This is a genomic window from Halobacillus salinarum (assembly GCF_022919095.1).
Lineage (GTDB): Bacteria > Bacillota > Bacilli > Bacillales > Halobacillaceae > Halobacillus_B > Halobacillus_B salinarum.
This window is the reverse complement of the sequence record NZ_CP095073.1, coordinates 208808-224669: the sequence shown is the minus strand read 5'-3', so window position 1 is coordinate 224669 and position 15862 is coordinate 208808. Positions and strand designations below refer to the sequence as shown.

Annotated in this window: 19 protein-coding genes and 2 other annotated features; all 19 genes read left to right on the top strand. The window is 43.0% G+C overall.

Features of this window, described 5'->3' with window-relative positions; translation table 11 throughout:
* Positions 1-41: 41 nt before the first annotated feature.
* Positions 42-1415, top strand: a complete 1374-nt coding sequence (radA, locus tag MUN89_RS01280) for a DNA repair protein RadA (protein ID WP_244710766.1) — start codon at positions 42-44, stop codon at positions 1413-1415.
* Positions 1416-2489, top strand: coding sequence for a DNA integrity scanning diadenylate cyclase DisA (disA, locus tag MUN89_RS01275; protein WP_244710764.1), 1074 nt, complete (start codon positions 1416-1418; stop codon positions 2487-2489).
* Between the two features lie 156 nt (positions 2490-2645).
* A complete protein-coding gene (locus tag MUN89_RS01270) occupies positions 2646-3752 on the top strand; it encodes a PIN/TRAM domain-containing protein (protein WP_244710762.1) in 1107 nt (368 codons plus the stop codon).
* 68 nt (positions 3753-3820) lie between these two features.
* The gene (locus MUN89_RS01265; protein ID WP_318036112.1) at positions 3821-5029 is read left to right on the top strand and encodes a bifunctional 2-C-methyl-D-erythritol 4-phosphate cytidylyltransferase/2-C-methyl-D-erythritol 2,4-cyclodiphosphate synthase; all 1209 of its coding nucleotides are present in this window, start codon (positions 3821-3823) and stop codon (positions 5027-5029) included.
* A 63-nt stretch (positions 5030-5092) separates the two neighbouring features.
* A complete protein-coding gene (gene gltX, locus MUN89_RS01260; protein ID WP_244710761.1) occupies positions 5093-6556 on the top strand; it encodes a glutamate--tRNA ligase in 1464 nt (487 codons plus the stop codon).
* 50 nt (positions 6557-6606) lie between these two features.
* Positions 6607-6823: a binding site (T-box leader), on the top strand.
* Between the two features lie 47 nt (positions 6824-6870).
* The gene (gene cysE / locus MUN89_RS01255) at positions 6871-7533 is read left to right on the top strand and encodes a serine O-acetyltransferase (RefSeq protein ID WP_244710759.1); all 663 of its coding nucleotides are present in this window, start codon (positions 6871-6873) and stop codon (positions 7531-7533) included.
* Positions 7523-8926: a cysteine--tRNA ligase gene (cysS, locus tag MUN89_RS01250; protein ID WP_244710758.1), complete on the top strand. Its 1404-nt coding sequence runs from the start codon at positions 7523-7525 to the stop codon at positions 8924-8926. Before cysE ends, cysS begins: the two co-directional genes overlap by 11 nt.
* Before the next feature lie 32 nt (positions 8927-8958).
* The gene (locus tag MUN89_RS01245; RefSeq protein ID WP_396266069.1) at positions 8959-9348 is read left to right on the top strand and encodes a Mini-ribonuclease 3; all 390 of its coding nucleotides are present in this window, start codon (positions 8959-8961) and stop codon (positions 9346-9348) included.
* A complete protein-coding gene (rlmB, locus tag MUN89_RS01240; protein WP_244710754.1) occupies positions 9338-10081 on the top strand; it encodes a 23S rRNA (guanosine(2251)-2'-O)-methyltransferase RlmB in 744 nt (247 codons plus the stop codon). Before MUN89_RS01245 ends, rlmB begins: the two co-directional genes overlap by 11 nt.
* Positions 10082-10083: 2 nt before the next feature.
* Positions 10084-10593, top strand: a complete 510-nt coding sequence (locus tag MUN89_RS01235) for an NYN domain-containing protein (RefSeq protein WP_244710753.1) — start codon at positions 10084-10086, stop codon at positions 10591-10593.
* An 80-nt stretch (positions 10594-10673) separates the two neighbouring features.
* Positions 10674-11330, top strand: a complete 657-nt coding sequence (gene sigH, locus MUN89_RS01230) for an RNA polymerase sporulation sigma factor SigH (protein WP_244710751.1) — start codon at positions 10674-10676, stop codon at positions 11328-11330.
* A 79-nt stretch (positions 11331-11409) separates the two neighbouring features.
* Positions 11410-11559 carry a 50S ribosomal protein L33 gene (gene rpmG / locus MUN89_RS01225; protein WP_244710749.1) on the top strand — a complete coding sequence of 50 codons (150 nt, stop codon included), beginning with the start codon at positions 11410-11412 and terminating at the stop codon, positions 11557-11559.
* Between the two features lie 41 nt (positions 11560-11600).
* Positions 11601-11774 (top strand): preprotein translocase subunit SecE, encoded by a 174-nt coding sequence (gene secE, locus MUN89_RS01220; protein ID WP_244710747.1) that lies wholly within the window; start codon positions 11601-11603, stop codon positions 11772-11774.
* A gap of 133 nt (positions 11775-11907) precedes the next feature.
* Entirely contained in the window at positions 11908-12444 is a 537-nt protein-coding gene (nusG, locus tag MUN89_RS01215) for a transcription termination/antitermination protein NusG (RefSeq protein WP_244710745.1), read from the top strand.
* A gap of 152 nt (positions 12445-12596) precedes the next feature.
* Positions 12597-13022, top strand: coding sequence for a 50S ribosomal protein L11 (gene rplK / locus MUN89_RS01210; RefSeq protein WP_244710743.1), 426 nt, complete (start codon positions 12597-12599; stop codon positions 13020-13022).
* A 112-nt stretch (positions 13023-13134) separates the two neighbouring features.
* Complete coding sequence (gene rplA, locus MUN89_RS01205; RefSeq protein ID WP_244710741.1) at positions 13135-13830, top strand: 50S ribosomal protein L1; 696 nt, start codon at positions 13135-13137, stop codon at positions 13828-13830.
* Positions 13831-13877: 47 nt separating this feature from the next.
* Positions 13878-14028: a sequence feature (ribosomal protein L10 leader region), on the top strand.
* A gap of 55 nt (positions 14029-14083) precedes the next feature.
* The gene (gene rplJ / locus MUN89_RS01200) at positions 14084-14584 is read left to right on the top strand and encodes a 50S ribosomal protein L10 (protein ID WP_244710739.1); all 501 of its coding nucleotides are present in this window, start codon (positions 14084-14086) and stop codon (positions 14582-14584) included.
* A 42-nt stretch (positions 14585-14626) separates the two neighbouring features.
* Complete coding sequence (gene rplL / locus MUN89_RS01195; RefSeq protein WP_244710737.1) at positions 14627-14992, top strand: 50S ribosomal protein L7/L12; 366 nt, start codon at positions 14627-14629, stop codon at positions 14990-14992.
* Between the two features lie 92 nt (positions 14993-15084).
* Positions 15085-15690 (top strand): class I SAM-dependent methyltransferase, encoded by a 606-nt coding sequence (locus tag MUN89_RS01190; RefSeq protein WP_244710735.1) that lies wholly within the window; start codon positions 15085-15087, stop codon positions 15688-15690.
* Positions 15691-15862 lie beyond the last annotated feature (172 nt).

The window sequence follows — 15862 nt, the reverse complement described above, 5'->3', positions numbered from 1 at the left end:
ACAAGTTATATCGTATAAAATAGAGAGAAGGAGAGAGTCACTTGGCAAAGAGAAAAACAAAATTTGTTTGCCAGGAATGTGGTTATGAAACACCTAAATGGATGGGGAAATGTCCTGGATGTCATCAATGGAATACGCTGGTCGAAGAAATGAGCGCACCGGCTGTATCCAGGCATGTGTTTCAAACAAATTCCTCAACTCAAGCAAAGCCGGAAAAAATTAATTCAATCCAATCGCAGAAAGAACCGCGTCTCCCGACAGATATGCCTGAATTAAACCGGGTACTCGGAGGCGGAATTGTGGCAGGCTCCTTAGTGTTAATAGGCGGGGACCCTGGTATTGGAAAGTCGACCTTACTCCTTCAGGTTTCCGCGCAAATTGCCAACAAACAATTGCCGGTGCTTTATATTTCCGGTGAGGAATCTTCAAGACAGACCAAGCTCCGAGCAGAGAGGCTCAACATTACCTCTGAAGAACTGTATGTATTATCAGAAACAAATTTACAAGATGTCATTACCCAGATCGATTCGATCAATCCAAGCTTTGTGGTGATTGATTCGATTCAAACGATTTTTAAAGAGGACGTCACCTCTGCACCTGGAAGTGTCTCCCAAGTAAGGGAATGTACAAGCCAGCTGATGAGAATCGCTAAGAGTAAAGGTATTCCGATTTTCATTGTGGGGCATGTTACAAAAGAAGGGTCCATTGCAGGACCGCGGCTGCTTGAACATATGGTCGATGCGGTACTTTATTTTGAAGGGGAGCGCCACCACACCTTCCGGATATTAAGAAGTGTGAAGAACCGTTTTGGCAGCACTCATGAGATGGGAATTTTTGAAATGAAGGAAAAAGGGCTGGAAGAAGTTCTCAATCCTTCAGAAATCTTTTTGGAAGAGCGTTCCCAAGGAGCAGCAGGTTCAATTGTTGTGGCTTCCATGGAAGGTACTCGACCAGTCCTGGTAGAAATACAGGCGCTTATTTCCCCGACGGCATTTGGGAATCCGCGACGAATGGCCACCGGTTTGGATCATAACCGGGTCCCGCTGTTAATGGCCGTTTTAGAAAAACGTGCGGGTTTGCTTTTGCAAAATCAAGACGCCTATGTGAAGGTTGCCGGCGGGGTGAAGCTTGACGAACCTGCCGTAGATCTTGCCGTGGCGATTAGTATCGCTTCCAGCTTCCGTGACCAGGCATCCAATCCACATGATGTCGTTGTAGGAGAAGTGGGATTGACAGGAGAGGTCAGAAGAGTCGCGAGAATTGAACAGCGTGTCCAGGAAGCAGCTAAACTTGGGTTCAAAAGGGTAATCATCCCCAATAAGAATTTAGACGGCTGGACCCCTCCTTCTTCCATCGAGGTCATAGGGGTTAACACCGTTCAGGAAGCCATGAACTTAACGTTGGGAGATAGGTAAATGGAAGGGCATGAAATGAAAGAGAACGGTATTGGCGAGATTTTAAAGTTTGTGGCTCCGGGCACTCCGATCAGGGATGGAATTGACAATGTCCTCAGGGCGAATACTGGAGGATTGATTGTAGTCGGTTATGGAGAGGGAATACGGGAGATGGTTGATGGTGGTTTTCATATTCAATCAGATTTCACACCGGCGCATTTATACGAACTCGCAAAAATGGATGGCGCGTTAATTCTTAACGATGAAGGCTCGAAAATTTTATATGCTAATGCTCAATTAATGCCTGACCCGGATATCTTATCATCAGAAACGGGGATGAGACACCGCACGGCTGAACGTGTGGCAAAGCAGACGAGCCACTTAGTCATTGCCATTTCACAGCGCAGAAATGTCATAACGCTTTATAAAGGCCATTTGCGTTACTCCCTGAAAGATATTGGTGTCATCCTGACTAAAGCGAACCAGGCGATCCAAACCTTAGAGAAATATAAAAACGTCCTTGATCAAAGCATCACTAATCTCGGGGCTATGGAATTTGAAAATATGGTTTCTTTTGCAGAAGTCATTCAAGTTGTCCACCGCGTCGAGATGGTTTTAAGAATAAAAACCGAAATTTTAAATTATGTAAACGAATTAGGGAATGAAGGACGCCTGATTCAGCTCCAGCTGACAGAACTGGTTTCTGATATTGAACAAGAAGCCTCGCTGTTATTAAAGGATTACAGCAAACGTCCGGATTATGAGCCCTATTATATTTTGAAAAAGATGCAGGAAATTTCAAACACAGAGCTGTTAACGGATGAACAGATTCTTAAACTGCTGGGCTACTCACAAAATACGAAAATGGCGGAACCGGTCCACCCGAGAGGGTATCGTATCCTCAGCCGGATCCCAAGACTGCCTACTTTAATTATCGAGCATTTGATTGAACAGTTCGGTACCCTGGATGATATGATCCAGGCTTCTACAAAAGAATTAGTCGAAGTGGACGGGGTGGGCGAAATAAGAGCAATGAAGATAAGAGATGGACTTGAAAGAATCCAGGAGCAGCTATTTGTAGATCGGCATATTTAGCAGGACTATTGACTTAAGTTGTGAAGGTATGATAACATATTTTATTTACAAATTGACTATTTTTGGAACCTGTGCTACTTTAATAACCATCATTCCTTTTTATACGGTTAGGTGTACGTTATTTTGGTCATACTGTGATCAGAGGAGGTGATTCAAGTGCTTAAACGAATTGTACAATTATTTATTGTTATAACTGGGGGAACACTTGGTTATCTTTATATCCCGGAATTATTTGATATGATGAACCTTAACTGGCAGGGTTGGATCCAATCAATAGTGGGAGCTGTAATTGGAGCACTTATTTTATATTTATTGACGTTCTGGCTGGTCGATTATATTGTGGATTTTCTGAGGTGGGTCGAAGATACACTTGTCCGGGCTCCGGTCGCTGATCTGTTGTTTGGAAGCCTTGGACTGATTGTCGGATTGACGATCGCGTATCTCATCAATAACCTGCTTTTGGATATTCAAATTCAAGTGGTAAACCAAATTCTCCCGATCTTTTTAACCATTATTTTAGGTTACTTTGGGTTTCAAGTAGGATTTAAACGAAAAGATGAGTTTTTGAATCTGCTTACCATTGCCAGAAAAGACAAAAAAGCAAATGAAGAAAATGTGGCAGAAGCAAAAAACATGGTAGATGCCTCTCTTATTCCAAAAGAAAAAATCTTGGATACAAGTGTCATTATTGATGGACGTATTGCAGATATTTGTGAAACTCATTTTCTTGAAGGAACCGTTGTTATTCCACAATTCGTACTGGAAGAGCTGCAGCATATCGCCGATTCTTCTGATGGATTGAAACGAAACCGGGGACGCAGAGGTCTCGATATTCTTAACCGTCTTCAAAAGGATCTGCCTGTAAATGTAGAGATTTACGAGGGGGATTTTGAAGATGTGCAGGAAGTAGACAGCAAACTCGTGAAGCTTGCCAAAGTGATGGATGGGATTGTTGTAACGAACGACTTTAACTTGAACAAAGTCTGTGAGTTTCAAAATGTACAAGTATTGAATATCAATGATCTGGCCAATGCGGTCAAGCCGGTCGTCCTTCCAGGGGAAGAAATGACGATCCAAGTGATTAAAGATGGAAAAGAGCAAAATCAGGGCGTCGCTTATTTAGATGACGGCACGATGATTGTCGTTGAGGAAGGAAAAGACTATATTGGAAAAACAATTGAAGTGATTGTGACCAGTGTTCTTCAAACCTCAGCCGGCCGTATGATCTTTGCCAAGCCAAAATCACTTGAAAAAGCATTGTAAAAACGGTATAAACGAATAGAGAACAACAAAAGTGATAACAGGAGTGTTATCGCTTTTGTTTTTTCAATATGTTTAGGATGGTTACTATGACAAAATATACGGCAATTGTGTTAGCAGCCGGGCAGGGAAGACGGATGCTGGCCGGTTTAAATAAGCAATTTTTGATGATTGATAAGAAGCCTTTAATTATACATACAATGGAAGTTTTTGACGCAGATGAATGGTGTGAGGAAATCATCCTTGTCACCAATACGCTGGAAGATAAAAAAATGAAACAAGTTTTGCAAAGCTATACGTTTCAAAAACCAATTCGACTAGTCAATGGAGGAAGAGAACGCCAGGATAGCGTATTTGAAGGGTTGAAAGCTGTCGAGGCTAAAGAACTTCCTGTGTTCATTCATGACGGAGCCAGGCCGTTTGTTTCCGAAAAACAGCTTCATGAACTGGCCATCGTCGTTCGGGACAAAAAGGCGGCCTTACTTGCTGTCCCTGTTACAGATACGATTAAACAAAAAGAAGGAGAACAGCTCACGACGCTGGATCGAAGCAGCTTATGGGCAGCACAAACGCCTCAAGGCTTTGAGTTTTCCTTAATATATAAGGCGCATCAACAGGCTGAGGAAAGTGGATACTATGGAACAGATGATGCTTCTTTAGTCGAACGTTTAGGTCGGGAAGTGGCAATTGTCAAAAGCAGCTACGATAATTTTAAAATTACGACTCCAGAGGATCTACAAAAAGCGGAATCTTTTCTTATGAACCTAAGAAGTGATGAGGGGGAGAATGCTCCAATGTTCAAAATCGGTCAAGGCTTTGATGTCCATCAATTTGCAGAAGGACGTAAATGCATCATAGGGGGTGTAGAGATCCCTTATGAGAAAGGGCTGCTCGGACACTCTGATGCAGATGTGCTGCTGCACACGATTGCAGATGCTTGTTTAGGAGCGATCGGAAGTGGAGACATCGGCAAGCATTTTCCAGATACGGATCCAGGATTTAAGGATGCAGACTCAGGTGAATTGCTCAAGCACGTTTGGAAAGACGTCCAGGCCCAAGGGTATGAACTTGGCAACCTTGATTGTACAGTTATTGCCCAGGCTCCTAAAATGGCGCCTTATATTGAAGCGATTAGAGAGAACGTTGCTTCTTTACTGAATGCGGAGGTAAGCCGTATTAACATCAAAGCGACTACGACGGAAAAACTAGGCTTTACCGGGCGTAAGGAAGGGATTGCTGCTCAGGCGGTTGTTCTCCTGCAAAATAGTCCCCAAGGATAAAAGAAAAATGATAAAATAGGGAAAGTAAAAAAAAGAACGGCAGGTACGAAAGGAGAAGCAAAAATGACAAATGAAGTAAGGGTACGTTATGCCCCTAGCCCAACAGGAAATCTCCATATAGGAAATGCACGAACAGCATTGTTTAACTATTTGTATGCCAGGCATGCTGGAGGTAAGTTTATTATCCGGATTGAGGATACGGATGAGAAGCGGAATATTGCTGGTGGAGAGCAAAGCCAGCTCACGTATTTAAAATGGCTGGGAATTGAATGGGATGAAGGTGCCGACGTCGGCGGCAATTATGGTCCATACCGCCAAATGGAAAGAATTGAACTATATAAGGAATATGTCGATGAACTGCTCAATCGCGGCCTTGCTTACAAGTGTTATATGACGGAGGAAGAGCTCGAGAAAGAGAGAGAAGCGCAGCTTGCTCGTGGCGAAGCCCCTAAATATTCCGGTGCCCATCGCGACTTAACGCCGGAGCAGGTAGAGAAGTTTAAAGAAGAAGGACGTAATCCAAGCATCCGTCTGCGCGTACCGGAAACTCACACGTACACGTTTAACGATATTGTCCGTGGGGATATTTCCTTTGAATCCAGCGACTTTGGCGACTGGGTCATCGTGAAGAAAAATGGTACACCTACGTATAATTTTGCTGTAGCCATCGATGACCATTTGATGAAGATCTCTCACGTTCTCCGTGGGGAAGAACACATTTCCAATACGCCTAAGCAAATGATGGTTTATGAAGCGTTTGGGTGGGAAGCGCCGAAGTTTGGCCACATGACGCTTATTTTAAATGAGGAACGAAAAAAACTGAGTAAACGTGATGAGCATATTTTGCAATTCATCGAACAGTACAAAAATCTCGGCTATCTGCCGGAAGCCTTGTTTAATTTCATCACACTGCTTGGCTGGTCTCCGGTAGGCGAGGAGGAAATTTTTACGAAGGATCAACTGATTGATATCTTTGATCCGGATCGTTTGACGACTTCACCAGCTGTCTTTGACCCTGCGAAGCTGAAATGGATGAACAACCAATACATTAAGGCAGCAGATTTCGACCGTGTGATAGACCTTACTCTTCCTCATTTAATTGACGCAGGACGTTTATCTGAAGACTTGAATGATGAAGATCGTAAATGGGCTCATGAGCTGATCTCCCTTTATCAGGAGCAGCTTAGTTATGGGGCAGAAATCGTTGAATTGACCGAACTGTTCTTTAAAAAAGAAATCCAGTATGATGAAGAAGCTATGGAGGTCCTTAAAGGGGAACAAGTGCCTGAGGTACTGTCCACATTTAAGCAGAACCTTCAAGAGCTTGAAGATTTCACGCCGGAAAATATTAAATCACAGATTAAGGCTGTCCAAAAGCAAACGGGCCATAAAGGTAAAAAACTATTTATGCCGATCCGGGTGGCGACTACTGGGCAGATGCATGGCCCTGAACTGCCAAATGCCATTCACCTGCTTGGTATAGATACAGTTACTGCGCGTCTCGATGATGCTTTAAATCAGCTGTAAAACAAAATAATTCACAAAGCTATCCATTTATCATATAGTAAAGATACCAATAAGAAGCGTTGATAAGGAGAAGTAGAAGGTGGGAACTTATCCAGAGAGGATCGCCTGAGGCTGGGAGCGATCTTAAGGAAAACCTTTGAAATGCACCTTTGAGCCTTCAGCTGAACACAGTAGGCTGAAGCGGAACCTCCCGTTACCGAGGGTCATGAGAGTGGGGAATTCAACTTTTCCCAAACAGAGTGGAACCGCGCGAAACGCGTCTCTGTGCCAAGGAGCACAGAGGCGCGTTTTTTAATTATAAAGGAGGAGTGAGTATGGGGCTGATTAAAATGTTTAAGGAAGATGTCGATGTCGTTTTTGACCAAGATCCGGCTGCAAGATCCTATTTTGAAGTCATCTTAACTTATTCAGGATTGCATGCGACTTGGGCACATCGGGTGGCCCATGCTTGTTTCAAACGAAAGTTCTTTTTTCTGGCGCGGGTGATCTCGCAGATCAGTCGTTTTTTAACTGGAATAGAGATTCATCCAGGTGCAAAAATAGGGAGACGGTTTTTCATTGACCACGGCATGGGAGTTGTAATCGGGGAAACTTGTGAGATCGGTGATAACGTAACTCTGTTCCAGGGAGTGACGCTTGGCGGTACTGGGAAAGAAAAGGGTAAACGCCATCCAACCTTAATGAACAATTCCCTCGTGGCTACCGGAGCTAAAGTGCTGGGATCGATCACCATTGGGGAAAATTCAAAAGTAGGAGCAGGGTCCGTCGTATTACACGATGTACCGGACAATTCCACTGTTGTAGGCATTCCAGGACACGTCGTTGTCCAGGACGGAAAAAAAGTCCGCCAAAAAGATTTGGATCACCACAAACTGCCTGATCCTGTTTACGACCGGCTGAACGAGCTGGAAACACAAATCGAACAGTTAAAGAAAGAACTTCAGGAAGCTAAAGGAGTGAAACAGAGTGGCCATTAACATTTACAATACGTTAACAAGAACAAAAGAACCATTCGAACCGTTAGAAGACGGCAAAGTAAAAATGTATGTGTGCGGGCCAACCGTATATAATTATATTCATATAGGAAACGCTCGTCCTGCCATCGTTTTTGATGCGGTTCGCAGATACTTTGAATACCGTGGCTACGATGTGGAATACGTATTAAATTTTACCGATGTCGACGACAAACTCATTAAAGCTGCAAATGAAATGGGCGAGGAAGTACCGGATATAGCGAACCGATTTATCGACGCTTATCTGGAAGACGTAGGGGCACTTGGTGTGAAAAAAGCGGTTCACCATCCTAGAGTTACAGAAAATATGGACGAAATTATTTCTTTTATCCAAGGTCTGGTAGATAAAGGTTTTGCCTATGAAGCTGAAGGGGATGTATATTTTCGAACGAGAAAATTCGATTCCTACGGAAAGCTTTCCCACCAGTCCATCGACGAATTAAGGACAGGAGCCAGAATTGAAGTCGGTGAGAAAAAGGAGGATCCGCTCGATTTTACTTTGTGGAAAGAAGCAAAGCCCGGCGAGATTTCTTGGAAAAGCCCATGGGGAGAGGGACGTCCCGGCTGGCACATTGAATGCTCAACCATGGCAAAAAAATACTTGGGAGATACGATTGATATCCACGCCGGAGGCCAGGATTTAACTTTCCCTCATCACGAGAATGAAATCGCCCAATCGGAAGCTCATAACGGATCTGCGTTTGCCCGGTACTGGATGCACAATGGATATATTAATATTGAAAATGAAAAGATGTCCAAATCCTTAGGCAACTTTGTATTGGCTCATGACCTTGTCAAGAAACACGATCCTCAAGTGATCCGCTTTTTTATGCTCAGTGTTCAATACCGCCATCCCATTAACTTTAGCGATGAGCTTCTCAAAGGGGCAAAAAGCAGTTTCGAGCGAATTCAAAATGCTTTTCAAAATATTAAATACCGAAAACAGGCGAGTATGGATCTGGTGAAAAATGGCCAAGGCCAGTGGCTGGAAGAAATCATCCGATTCAAGCAGCAATTTATTCAGGAAATGGACGATGATTTTAATACAGCGAATGCCATCTCCGTGTTATTTGACCTGACAAAATCGGCCAATTTGTATTTGCAATCCGAGCAGACGACAACGAAGGTGCTGGATGCTTATTTAGAACTATTTACTGAACTCACGAGTGTGCTTGGCCTTGAATTGGAACAACAGACCGAACTGTTGGATGAAGAAATAGAAGCATTAATCGCTGAACGAAAACAAGCGAGGAAAGATCGCAATTTTGAAAGAGCTGACCAAATTCGCGACGAATTAAAAGACCGGAATATTATTTTAGAAGATACGTCTCAAGGAACGCGTTGGAAAAGAGGGTAAAGAAAGAAATGCTTCTTACAGATGTCAAGCAAATGAAACCATTAGCCCTCGCTTATATGGGTGATTCGGTGTATGAATTGTATGTGCGAGAACATTTATTGGCTGCAGGGAAGATTAAGCCTCAGCTTCTTCACGAGACAGCTGTGAAATTCGTTTCCGCTGTCTCGCAGGCGGCTGTCAGCAAGTGGTGGCAGGAGAAAGAGCTGCTAACGGATGAAGAAGAAGCCATATTTAGACGTGGGAGAAACGCTAAGTCCGGGTCTGTTCCAAAGAACACGAATGTCCAAACTTACCGCTCCTCCACAGGGTTTGAAGCAGTGCTGGGTTTTCTTTATTTATCGCAGCAGCAGGAGCGGCTGGAGACATTGATATACCATGCTATTGATTTCGTCGAAGAAGGGAGTGGACAAGATGAAGGATGAATGGATTATCGGCAAAAACCCTGTACAGGAAGCGCTGAAGTCCGGCAGGGCCATCAATAAAGTATTTACCTCCGATCAGCTTCAGCACCAGGCTTTTAAAAAGCTTGAACAGCTGGCGAAAGAAAGCGGAGTCATGGTTCAGAAAGTACCGAGGAAGAAAATTGATCAACTGGTAGATGGAAATCACCAGGGAGTCGCTGCCTCCGTTGCTGCCTATGAATATAGCGATATCGATGACTTATTTACGAAAGCTGAAGAAAAAGGAGAGGCTCCTTTTTTTATTATTTGTGATGAGATTGAGGACCCTCACAACCTGGGGTCTATTTTAAGGACAGCGGATGCAAGCGGAGCTCACGGTGTCATCATTCCTAAAAGACGGTCTGTGGCGCTCACAGCAACGGTAGCAAAAACGTCTACAGGAGCAATCGAATATATTCCAGTTGCCCGGGTGACTAACTTGGCGAGAACCATTGAAGAATTGAAAGAACGGTTCGTTTGGGTAGTGGGCACGGACGCAGATGGAACGGAAGACTACCGGAATCTGGACGGTAAGATGCCGATTGCATTAGTAATTGGCAGCGAAGGACGGGGGATGAGTCGGCTCACAAAAGAGAAATGCGATTGGACTGTCAGTCTTCCGATGGCTGGACATGTGACTTCGCTGAATGCTTCCGTCGCAGCGGCTCTTCTGATGTATGAAGTACATCGTAAACGGCACCCGCTCGGGGAATAAGGATGATTGTCTTAATTGTTGACGGGTATAACATGATTGGATCATGGCCGGAGCTCAAGCGATTAAAGGAAAAAGATCTCAGTCAGGCGAGGGATTTATTGGTCCAAATGCTTGCTGAATATCAATCCTATACAGGCGGTCGAATCATCGTTGTGTTTGATGCCTATCATGTCAGAGGGTTAGTTAAGAAACAGCTGACTAATAAAATCGAGATCATTTATACGAAAGAAAATGAAACCGCCGATGAAAGAATTGAAAAACTCGCTGGCGAATTAAATGACGTACGGACCCAGGTTTATGTAGCTACGTCCGATTATGCAGAACAAAGGACGATTTTTGCCCAGGGAGCTTTTCGAAAATCGGCAAGAGAATTGTACATTGAAGTGAAGAATATTGAACAGCAAATAAAAAAAGATGTAGAATCGAGAAATCAGGTTCAATATCAGCCGAAAATACCGATAAAAAAAGAAGTGAGGGACATCTTTGAAAAGTGGAGAAGAGGGGATAAATAACAAAACAGCTTGTTGACGCTTCTGAAACGCTTACTGTATAATATTGCTATATTTAGGTAGCACGGTCGGGGGGATCCTGAGTGAGCATCGGTCAAACTGAGAATAGCATCAAAGAGGCGGATCTTAGCAAACTTGACGATGAAGCGATCGTCGAAAAGATTAATCAAGGGCAGATCCAGGCTCTGGATTATTTAATCAATAAGTACAAAAATTTTGTGCGGGCTAAAGCTCGGACTTATTTTCTTATTGGTGCAGATCGAGAAGATATTGTTCAAGAAGGAATGATCGGACTTTATAAAGCTATTCGTGATTATCAGGAGGACAAGCTGTCTTCATTTAAAGCCTTCGCAGAATTGTGTGTCACCCGTCAAATTATAACCGCTATTAAAACCGCCACTAGACAGAAACATATCCCATTGAATTCTTACGTTTCCTTGGATAAACCAATTTATGATGAAGAATCGGACCGGACTCTGCTGGATGTCATCGCGGGGTCAAAAGCGATCGATCCGCAAGAACTGATAGTTAACAAAGAAAAGTTTGGCGACATGGAAGAAAAAATTTCAGAATTGCTGAGCGATTTGGAGAAAAAAGTGCTTGCGCTTTATTTAGACGGACAATCCTATCAAGAGATTTCAGAAGAATTAAAAAGGCATGTGAAGTCTATTGATAATGCCCTGCAAAGAGTAAAACGGAAGCTTGAGAAATACTTGGAAGTGAGCGAAATTACTTTATAAATGCCGGATTGACAGGTACATGGAAGAGTGCTACATTAATGTGGGTGAATAAACCTCGGATTATGAGAGGGACAAGCGTATGCGAAAAAAAGTGATCCTGGCCTGCACAGAGTGTTTAAGCAGGAATTACAGTTCTTATATAAACCGAACGAACCAATCTGAACGGCTGGAAGTTCGTAAATATTGCAAACAATGCGGTACTCATACACTCCATCGGGAAACAAAATAGAGCATGAAGCCGACAGGCACAAGTTTGGGGGTTAGTTTTGTATGTTTAAGTTTTTCAAAAATGTAGCACGGGAGATGCGTAAAGTAAGTTGGCCAAAAGGGCAGGAGCTTACGCGTTACACCATTACCGTTATAGCTACTGTAGCATTCGTTGCTGTATTCTTTGCAATCATTGATCTTGGAATAACAGAAGTACTTGAACTCATTTCTAAGTAATAGTAGAGTGTATTTTGTGCTATACTGGTAAATAGACTTACTAAAAAACCCGTCGTACGGGTTTTTTCATGTTGGGCGAATTTTTAAATTTTGATCACAAGGGAGGGAAGGGCAAGCCACTTGTCCTGTGTAAATGGAAAAAAGATGGTATGTTGTTCACACCTATTCAGGTTATGAAAACAAAGTTAGAGCCAATTTAGAAAAGCGCGTGGAATCCATGGGCATGGAAGATAAGATCTTCCGCGTATTGGTGCCTGAAGATGAAGAAACAGAAATTAAGAACGGGAAGCGAAAGATTGCAAAGAAAAAGGTGTTCCCTGGTTACGTTTTGGCTGAAATGATCATGACGGATGATTCTTGGTATGTAGTCCGAAACACGCCGGGAGTGACTGGGTTTGTTGGGTCAACAGGTTCCGGTTCCAAACCTATCCCTCTCTTACCTGAAGAAGTGGACACGGTATTGAAACGTATGGGAATGAACGAACAGCCGAAAACTGAGGTTGACTTTGAAGTGAAGGAAAGTGTTAAGGTTGTTGATGGTCCTTTTGCGAATTTCACTGGAACTATCGAGCATATTGACCTTGATAAACAGAAAGTGAAAGTCCACGTGAATATGTTTGGCCGGGAAACTCCGGTAGAATTGGATTTTTCACAAATAGAAAAATTGTGAATTATAATCTCTCCCCTTGCATTGAAACAATAAAGATGATAGAATTCTTATGTTCTTTATGTGCCTCAGGCAAATGTGCTTGAGGGATATTGCGATGAGTGGGAGGGTTTAACCCCTATTACCACATCACGGACTTTAAGGAGGTGTGTCTCGTGGCTAAAAAAGTTATTAAATTAGTAAAACTTCAGATTCCTGCAGGTAAAGCGAACCCAGCACCACCAGTAGGACCGGCACTAGGTCAAGCTGGAATTAACATCATGGGCTTCTGTAAGGAGTTTAATGCTCGTACGCAAGATCAAGCTGGTATGATTATTCCGGTTGAAATTACGGTATTTGAAGACCGTTCATTTACATTTGTGACGAAAACTCCGCCAGCTGCAGTTCTACTTAAGAAAGCAGCAGGTATTGAAACAGCGTCAGGTGAACCGAACCGTAACAAGGTTGCTTCTGTTAAACGCGACCAAGTACGTGAAATCGCCGAAACAAAAATGCCTGACTTAAACGCTGCTGACGTTGAGGCTGCTATGCGCATGGTTGAAGGTACAGCGCGCAGCATGGGTATTACAGTTGAAGACTAATCCCACAGCGTCACTCTAAGGAGTCAAAGGTTGCGAAACAGGAGAATTCCTTCGTTCGCAACCTTTATTCGTGGGAGGTAAATCCGTTAAAACCACAAAGGAGGAAATTTAAATGGCTAAAAAAAGCAAAAAGCAACAAGAAGTATTAGCACTTGTTGATCGTACGAAAGCTTATGATGTACAAGAAGCAATTAAGCTTGTTAAGGAAACAGCAAAAGCAAATTTTGATGAAACGGTAGAAGCTGCCTTTCGTCTAGGGGTGGACCCGAAGAAAGCTGACCAGCAAATCCGTGGAGCAATGGTACTTCCACACGGTACTGGTAAAACCCAGAGTGTTCTTGTATTTGCTAAAGGGGATAAAGCGAAAGAAGCAGAGGCAGCAGGTGCTGACTTTGTTGGCGATCAGGATCTTATCAATAAAATCAACCAAGGCTGGTTTGATTTCGACGTTGTCGTTGCCACGCCAGATATGATGGCTGAAGTTGGTAAGCTTGGCCGTGTCTTAGGACCAAAAGGTCTTATGCCTAACCCTAAAACAGGGACGGTAACGTTTGAAGTAGAAAAGGCTGTTAATGAAATCAAAGCGGGTAAAGTCGAATACCGTGTAGATAAAGCGGCTAACATTCACGTTCCTATTGGGAAATCTTCGTTTGATGAAGGAAAACTAGTTGAGAATTTCGAAGCAATTACAGACGCTTTAGTCAAAGCGAAACCTCAAGCATCTAAAGGGGTTTACATGCGTAATGCTGCCGTTTCCTCAACAATGGGACCTGGAATCAAAGTAGACGTTTCTAATTTTGTTAAATAAAAATTGTTGACTTCTCATTGCTGGTTTTATATAATTAGTAATGCTGAATAAATGAATACGTTATACCGTAGACAGTAGGTGCGTCCAACGCTTAATTTCCTACCGAGGTGTGTGAATAAACAGAACAGCGTGCTTACACCCTGTTCTGACAACATACGTACCTCCATGTCTGCATGGAGGTACTTTTATTTTGGGTCATTCACTTAAGCATGACACCGGGCGGTATGATGAAAGGTCAATAGGAGGTGGAACAATGAGCAAAATTATTGAGCAGAAAAAGCAGGTTGTAGACGAGATCGCAGAAAAGTTCCGTAACAGTAAATCTGCTGTATTGGTAGATTACCGTGGTCTTAATGTTGCTGAAGTTACTGAACTTCGTAAACAGCTTCGTGAAGCTGGTGTTGACTTCAAAGTGTACAAAAACACGATGACTCGCCGTGCAACGGAGCAAGCGGAATTAAGTGAACTTAATGAAGTCCTTGTAGGACCGACTGCCCTTGCCTTCCACGAAGAAGATGCGGTAGCTCCTGCGAAGATCCTCGGCAGCTTTGCTAAAGAACATGAAAGCCTTGAAATTAAAGGTGGAGTAGTTGAAGGACAAGTGGCAACACTTGAGCAAATCAACGAACTTGCGACCCTTCCAAACTACGAAGGGCTTGTATCTATGTTCCTCAGCGTACTACAAGCACCAATCCGCAACTTTGCTTATGCAACAAAAGCAATTGCAGACAAAAAAGAGGAAGAAAGCGCGTAAGTCAGCGATTTAAAATTAAAATATTTAAGGAGGAAATTTCTCATGTCTAATGAACAAATTATTGAAGCGATTAAAGAGATGTCCGTTCTTGAGCTTAACGACTTAGTAAAAGCAATTGAAGAAGAGTTTGGTGTATCTGCTGCAGCACCTGTAGCTGCTGGCGGCGGTGCAGGCGGTGGAGAAGAAGCTGCTGAGCAAACTGAATTTGACGTAGTACTTGAATCTGCTGGAAGCTCTAAAATTAAAGTAGTTAAAGCAGTCCGCGAAATCACTGGTCTTGGTCTTAAAGACGCAAAAGAACTAGTTGATAACGCTCCTGGCGCTGTTAAAGAAGGCATTGCAAAAGAAGAAGCAGAAGAATTGAAAGCTAAGCTTGAAGAAGCAGGCGCTTCTGTAGAACTTAAGTAATCCACTTTTCCAAAGTAAAGCTCGCTGATTATCGGCGGGCTTTCTTTTTCCTTCAATAGTCGAGGCTATTAATCAGTGAAGAAGGTGTTCGAATGTCAGAACATTATTATTCAAAAAAAACGGAAGCAAAAAGTGAACAAAGAAGCTGGCCCTTTACTTTGAGAGGGAATGAATTTACGTTTACAACGGACCACGCTGTTTTTTCTAAAAAAGAAGTAGATTATGGTTCGCGGCTTCTCATTGATTCCTTTACTGAACCTGCGGTGACAGGGGAATTGTTGGATTTAGGGTGCGGTTATGGCCCGATCGGCCTTGCGCTGGCTGCAGCTTTCCCGGAACGCCAGGTTCAAATGGTTGATGTAAATGAAAGAGCATTGGAGCTTGCTCGGCACAATGCGCTGCAAAATAGTATAACCAATGTAAGGATAAATGAAAGTGACCGGTTTCAAGCAATTGAAGATCGAGTGTTTGCTGCTATAGTGACCAATCCTCCTATTCGCGCCGGAAAGCAAGTGGTGCACGCTATGTTTACAGAAGCGAAGAGTCATTTAATAGAGGGCGGCGAAATATGGGTGGTCATTCAAAAGAAGCAGGGAGCTCCTTCGGCGAAGAAGAAGCTTGAAGAAGTGTACGGCGAATGTGAAGTGATAGCTAAGGAAAAAGGCTATTATATTTTGAAAGCTAAAACTATTGACTAGTTCATTGTATTGTGCTAGTATTGAAAAATGCCAATATGACCATCGTGTGTCAAGTCCTTTTTTCAGAAATTATGTATAAAAATTTTGCTAGAGGGCTAGAATGGTAAAATCGAACATGCAAAGCAAATGAGGTTTTTAATAGATGAAAACCCTTTTTCTTTTTTGTCTAACG

Excerpts from the sequence above, each read along its gene's own strand:
- disA (WP_244710764.1), top strand. The coding sequence starts at position 1,416 with ATGGAAGGGCATGAAATGAAAGAGAACGGTATTGGCGAGATTTTAAAG.
- MUN89_RS01265 (WP_318036112.1), top strand. The coding sequence starts at position 3,821 with ATGTTTAGGATGGTTACTATGACAAAATATACGGCAATTGTGTTAGCA.
- gltX (WP_244710761.1), top strand. The coding sequence starts at position 5,093 with ATGACAAATGAAGTAAGGGTACGTTATGCCCCTAGCCCAACAGGAAAT.
- cysE (WP_244710759.1), top strand. The coding sequence starts at position 6,871 with ATGGGGCTGATTAAAATGTTTAAGGAAGATGTCGATGTCGTTTTTGAC.
- MUN89_RS01245 (WP_396266069.1), top strand. The coding sequence starts at position 8,959 with ATGAAACCATTAGCCCTCGCTTATATGGGTGATTCGGTGTATGAATTG.
- rlmB (WP_244710754.1), top strand. The coding sequence starts at position 9,338 with ATGAAGGATGAATGGATTATCGGCAAAAACCCTGTACAGGAAGCGCTG.
- MUN89_RS01235 (WP_244710753.1), top strand. The coding sequence starts at position 10,084 with ATGATTGTCTTAATTGTTGACGGGTATAACATGATTGGATCATGGCCG.
- rpmG (WP_244710749.1), top strand. The coding sequence starts at position 11,410 with ATGCGAAAAAAAGTGATCCTGGCCTGCACAGAGTGTTTAAGCAGGAAT.
- secE (WP_244710747.1), top strand. The coding sequence starts at position 11,601 with ATGTTTAAGTTTTTCAAAAATGTAGCACGGGAGATGCGTAAAGTAAGT.
- nusG (WP_244710745.1), top strand. The coding sequence starts at position 11,908 with ATGGAAAAAAGATGGTATGTTGTTCACACCTATTCAGGTTATGAAAAC.
- rplA (WP_244710741.1), top strand. The coding sequence starts at position 13,135 with ATGGCTAAAAAAAGCAAAAAGCAACAAGAAGTATTAGCACTTGTTGAT.
- rplJ (WP_244710739.1), top strand. The coding sequence starts at position 14,084 with ATGAGCAAAATTATTGAGCAGAAAAAGCAGGTTGTAGACGAGATCGCA.
- rplL (WP_244710737.1), top strand. The coding sequence starts at position 14,627 with ATGTCTAATGAACAAATTATTGAAGCGATTAAAGAGATGTCCGTTCTT.
- MUN89_RS01190 (WP_244710735.1), top strand. The coding sequence starts at position 15,085 with ATGTCAGAACATTATTATTCAAAAAAAACGGAAGCAAAAAGTGAACAA.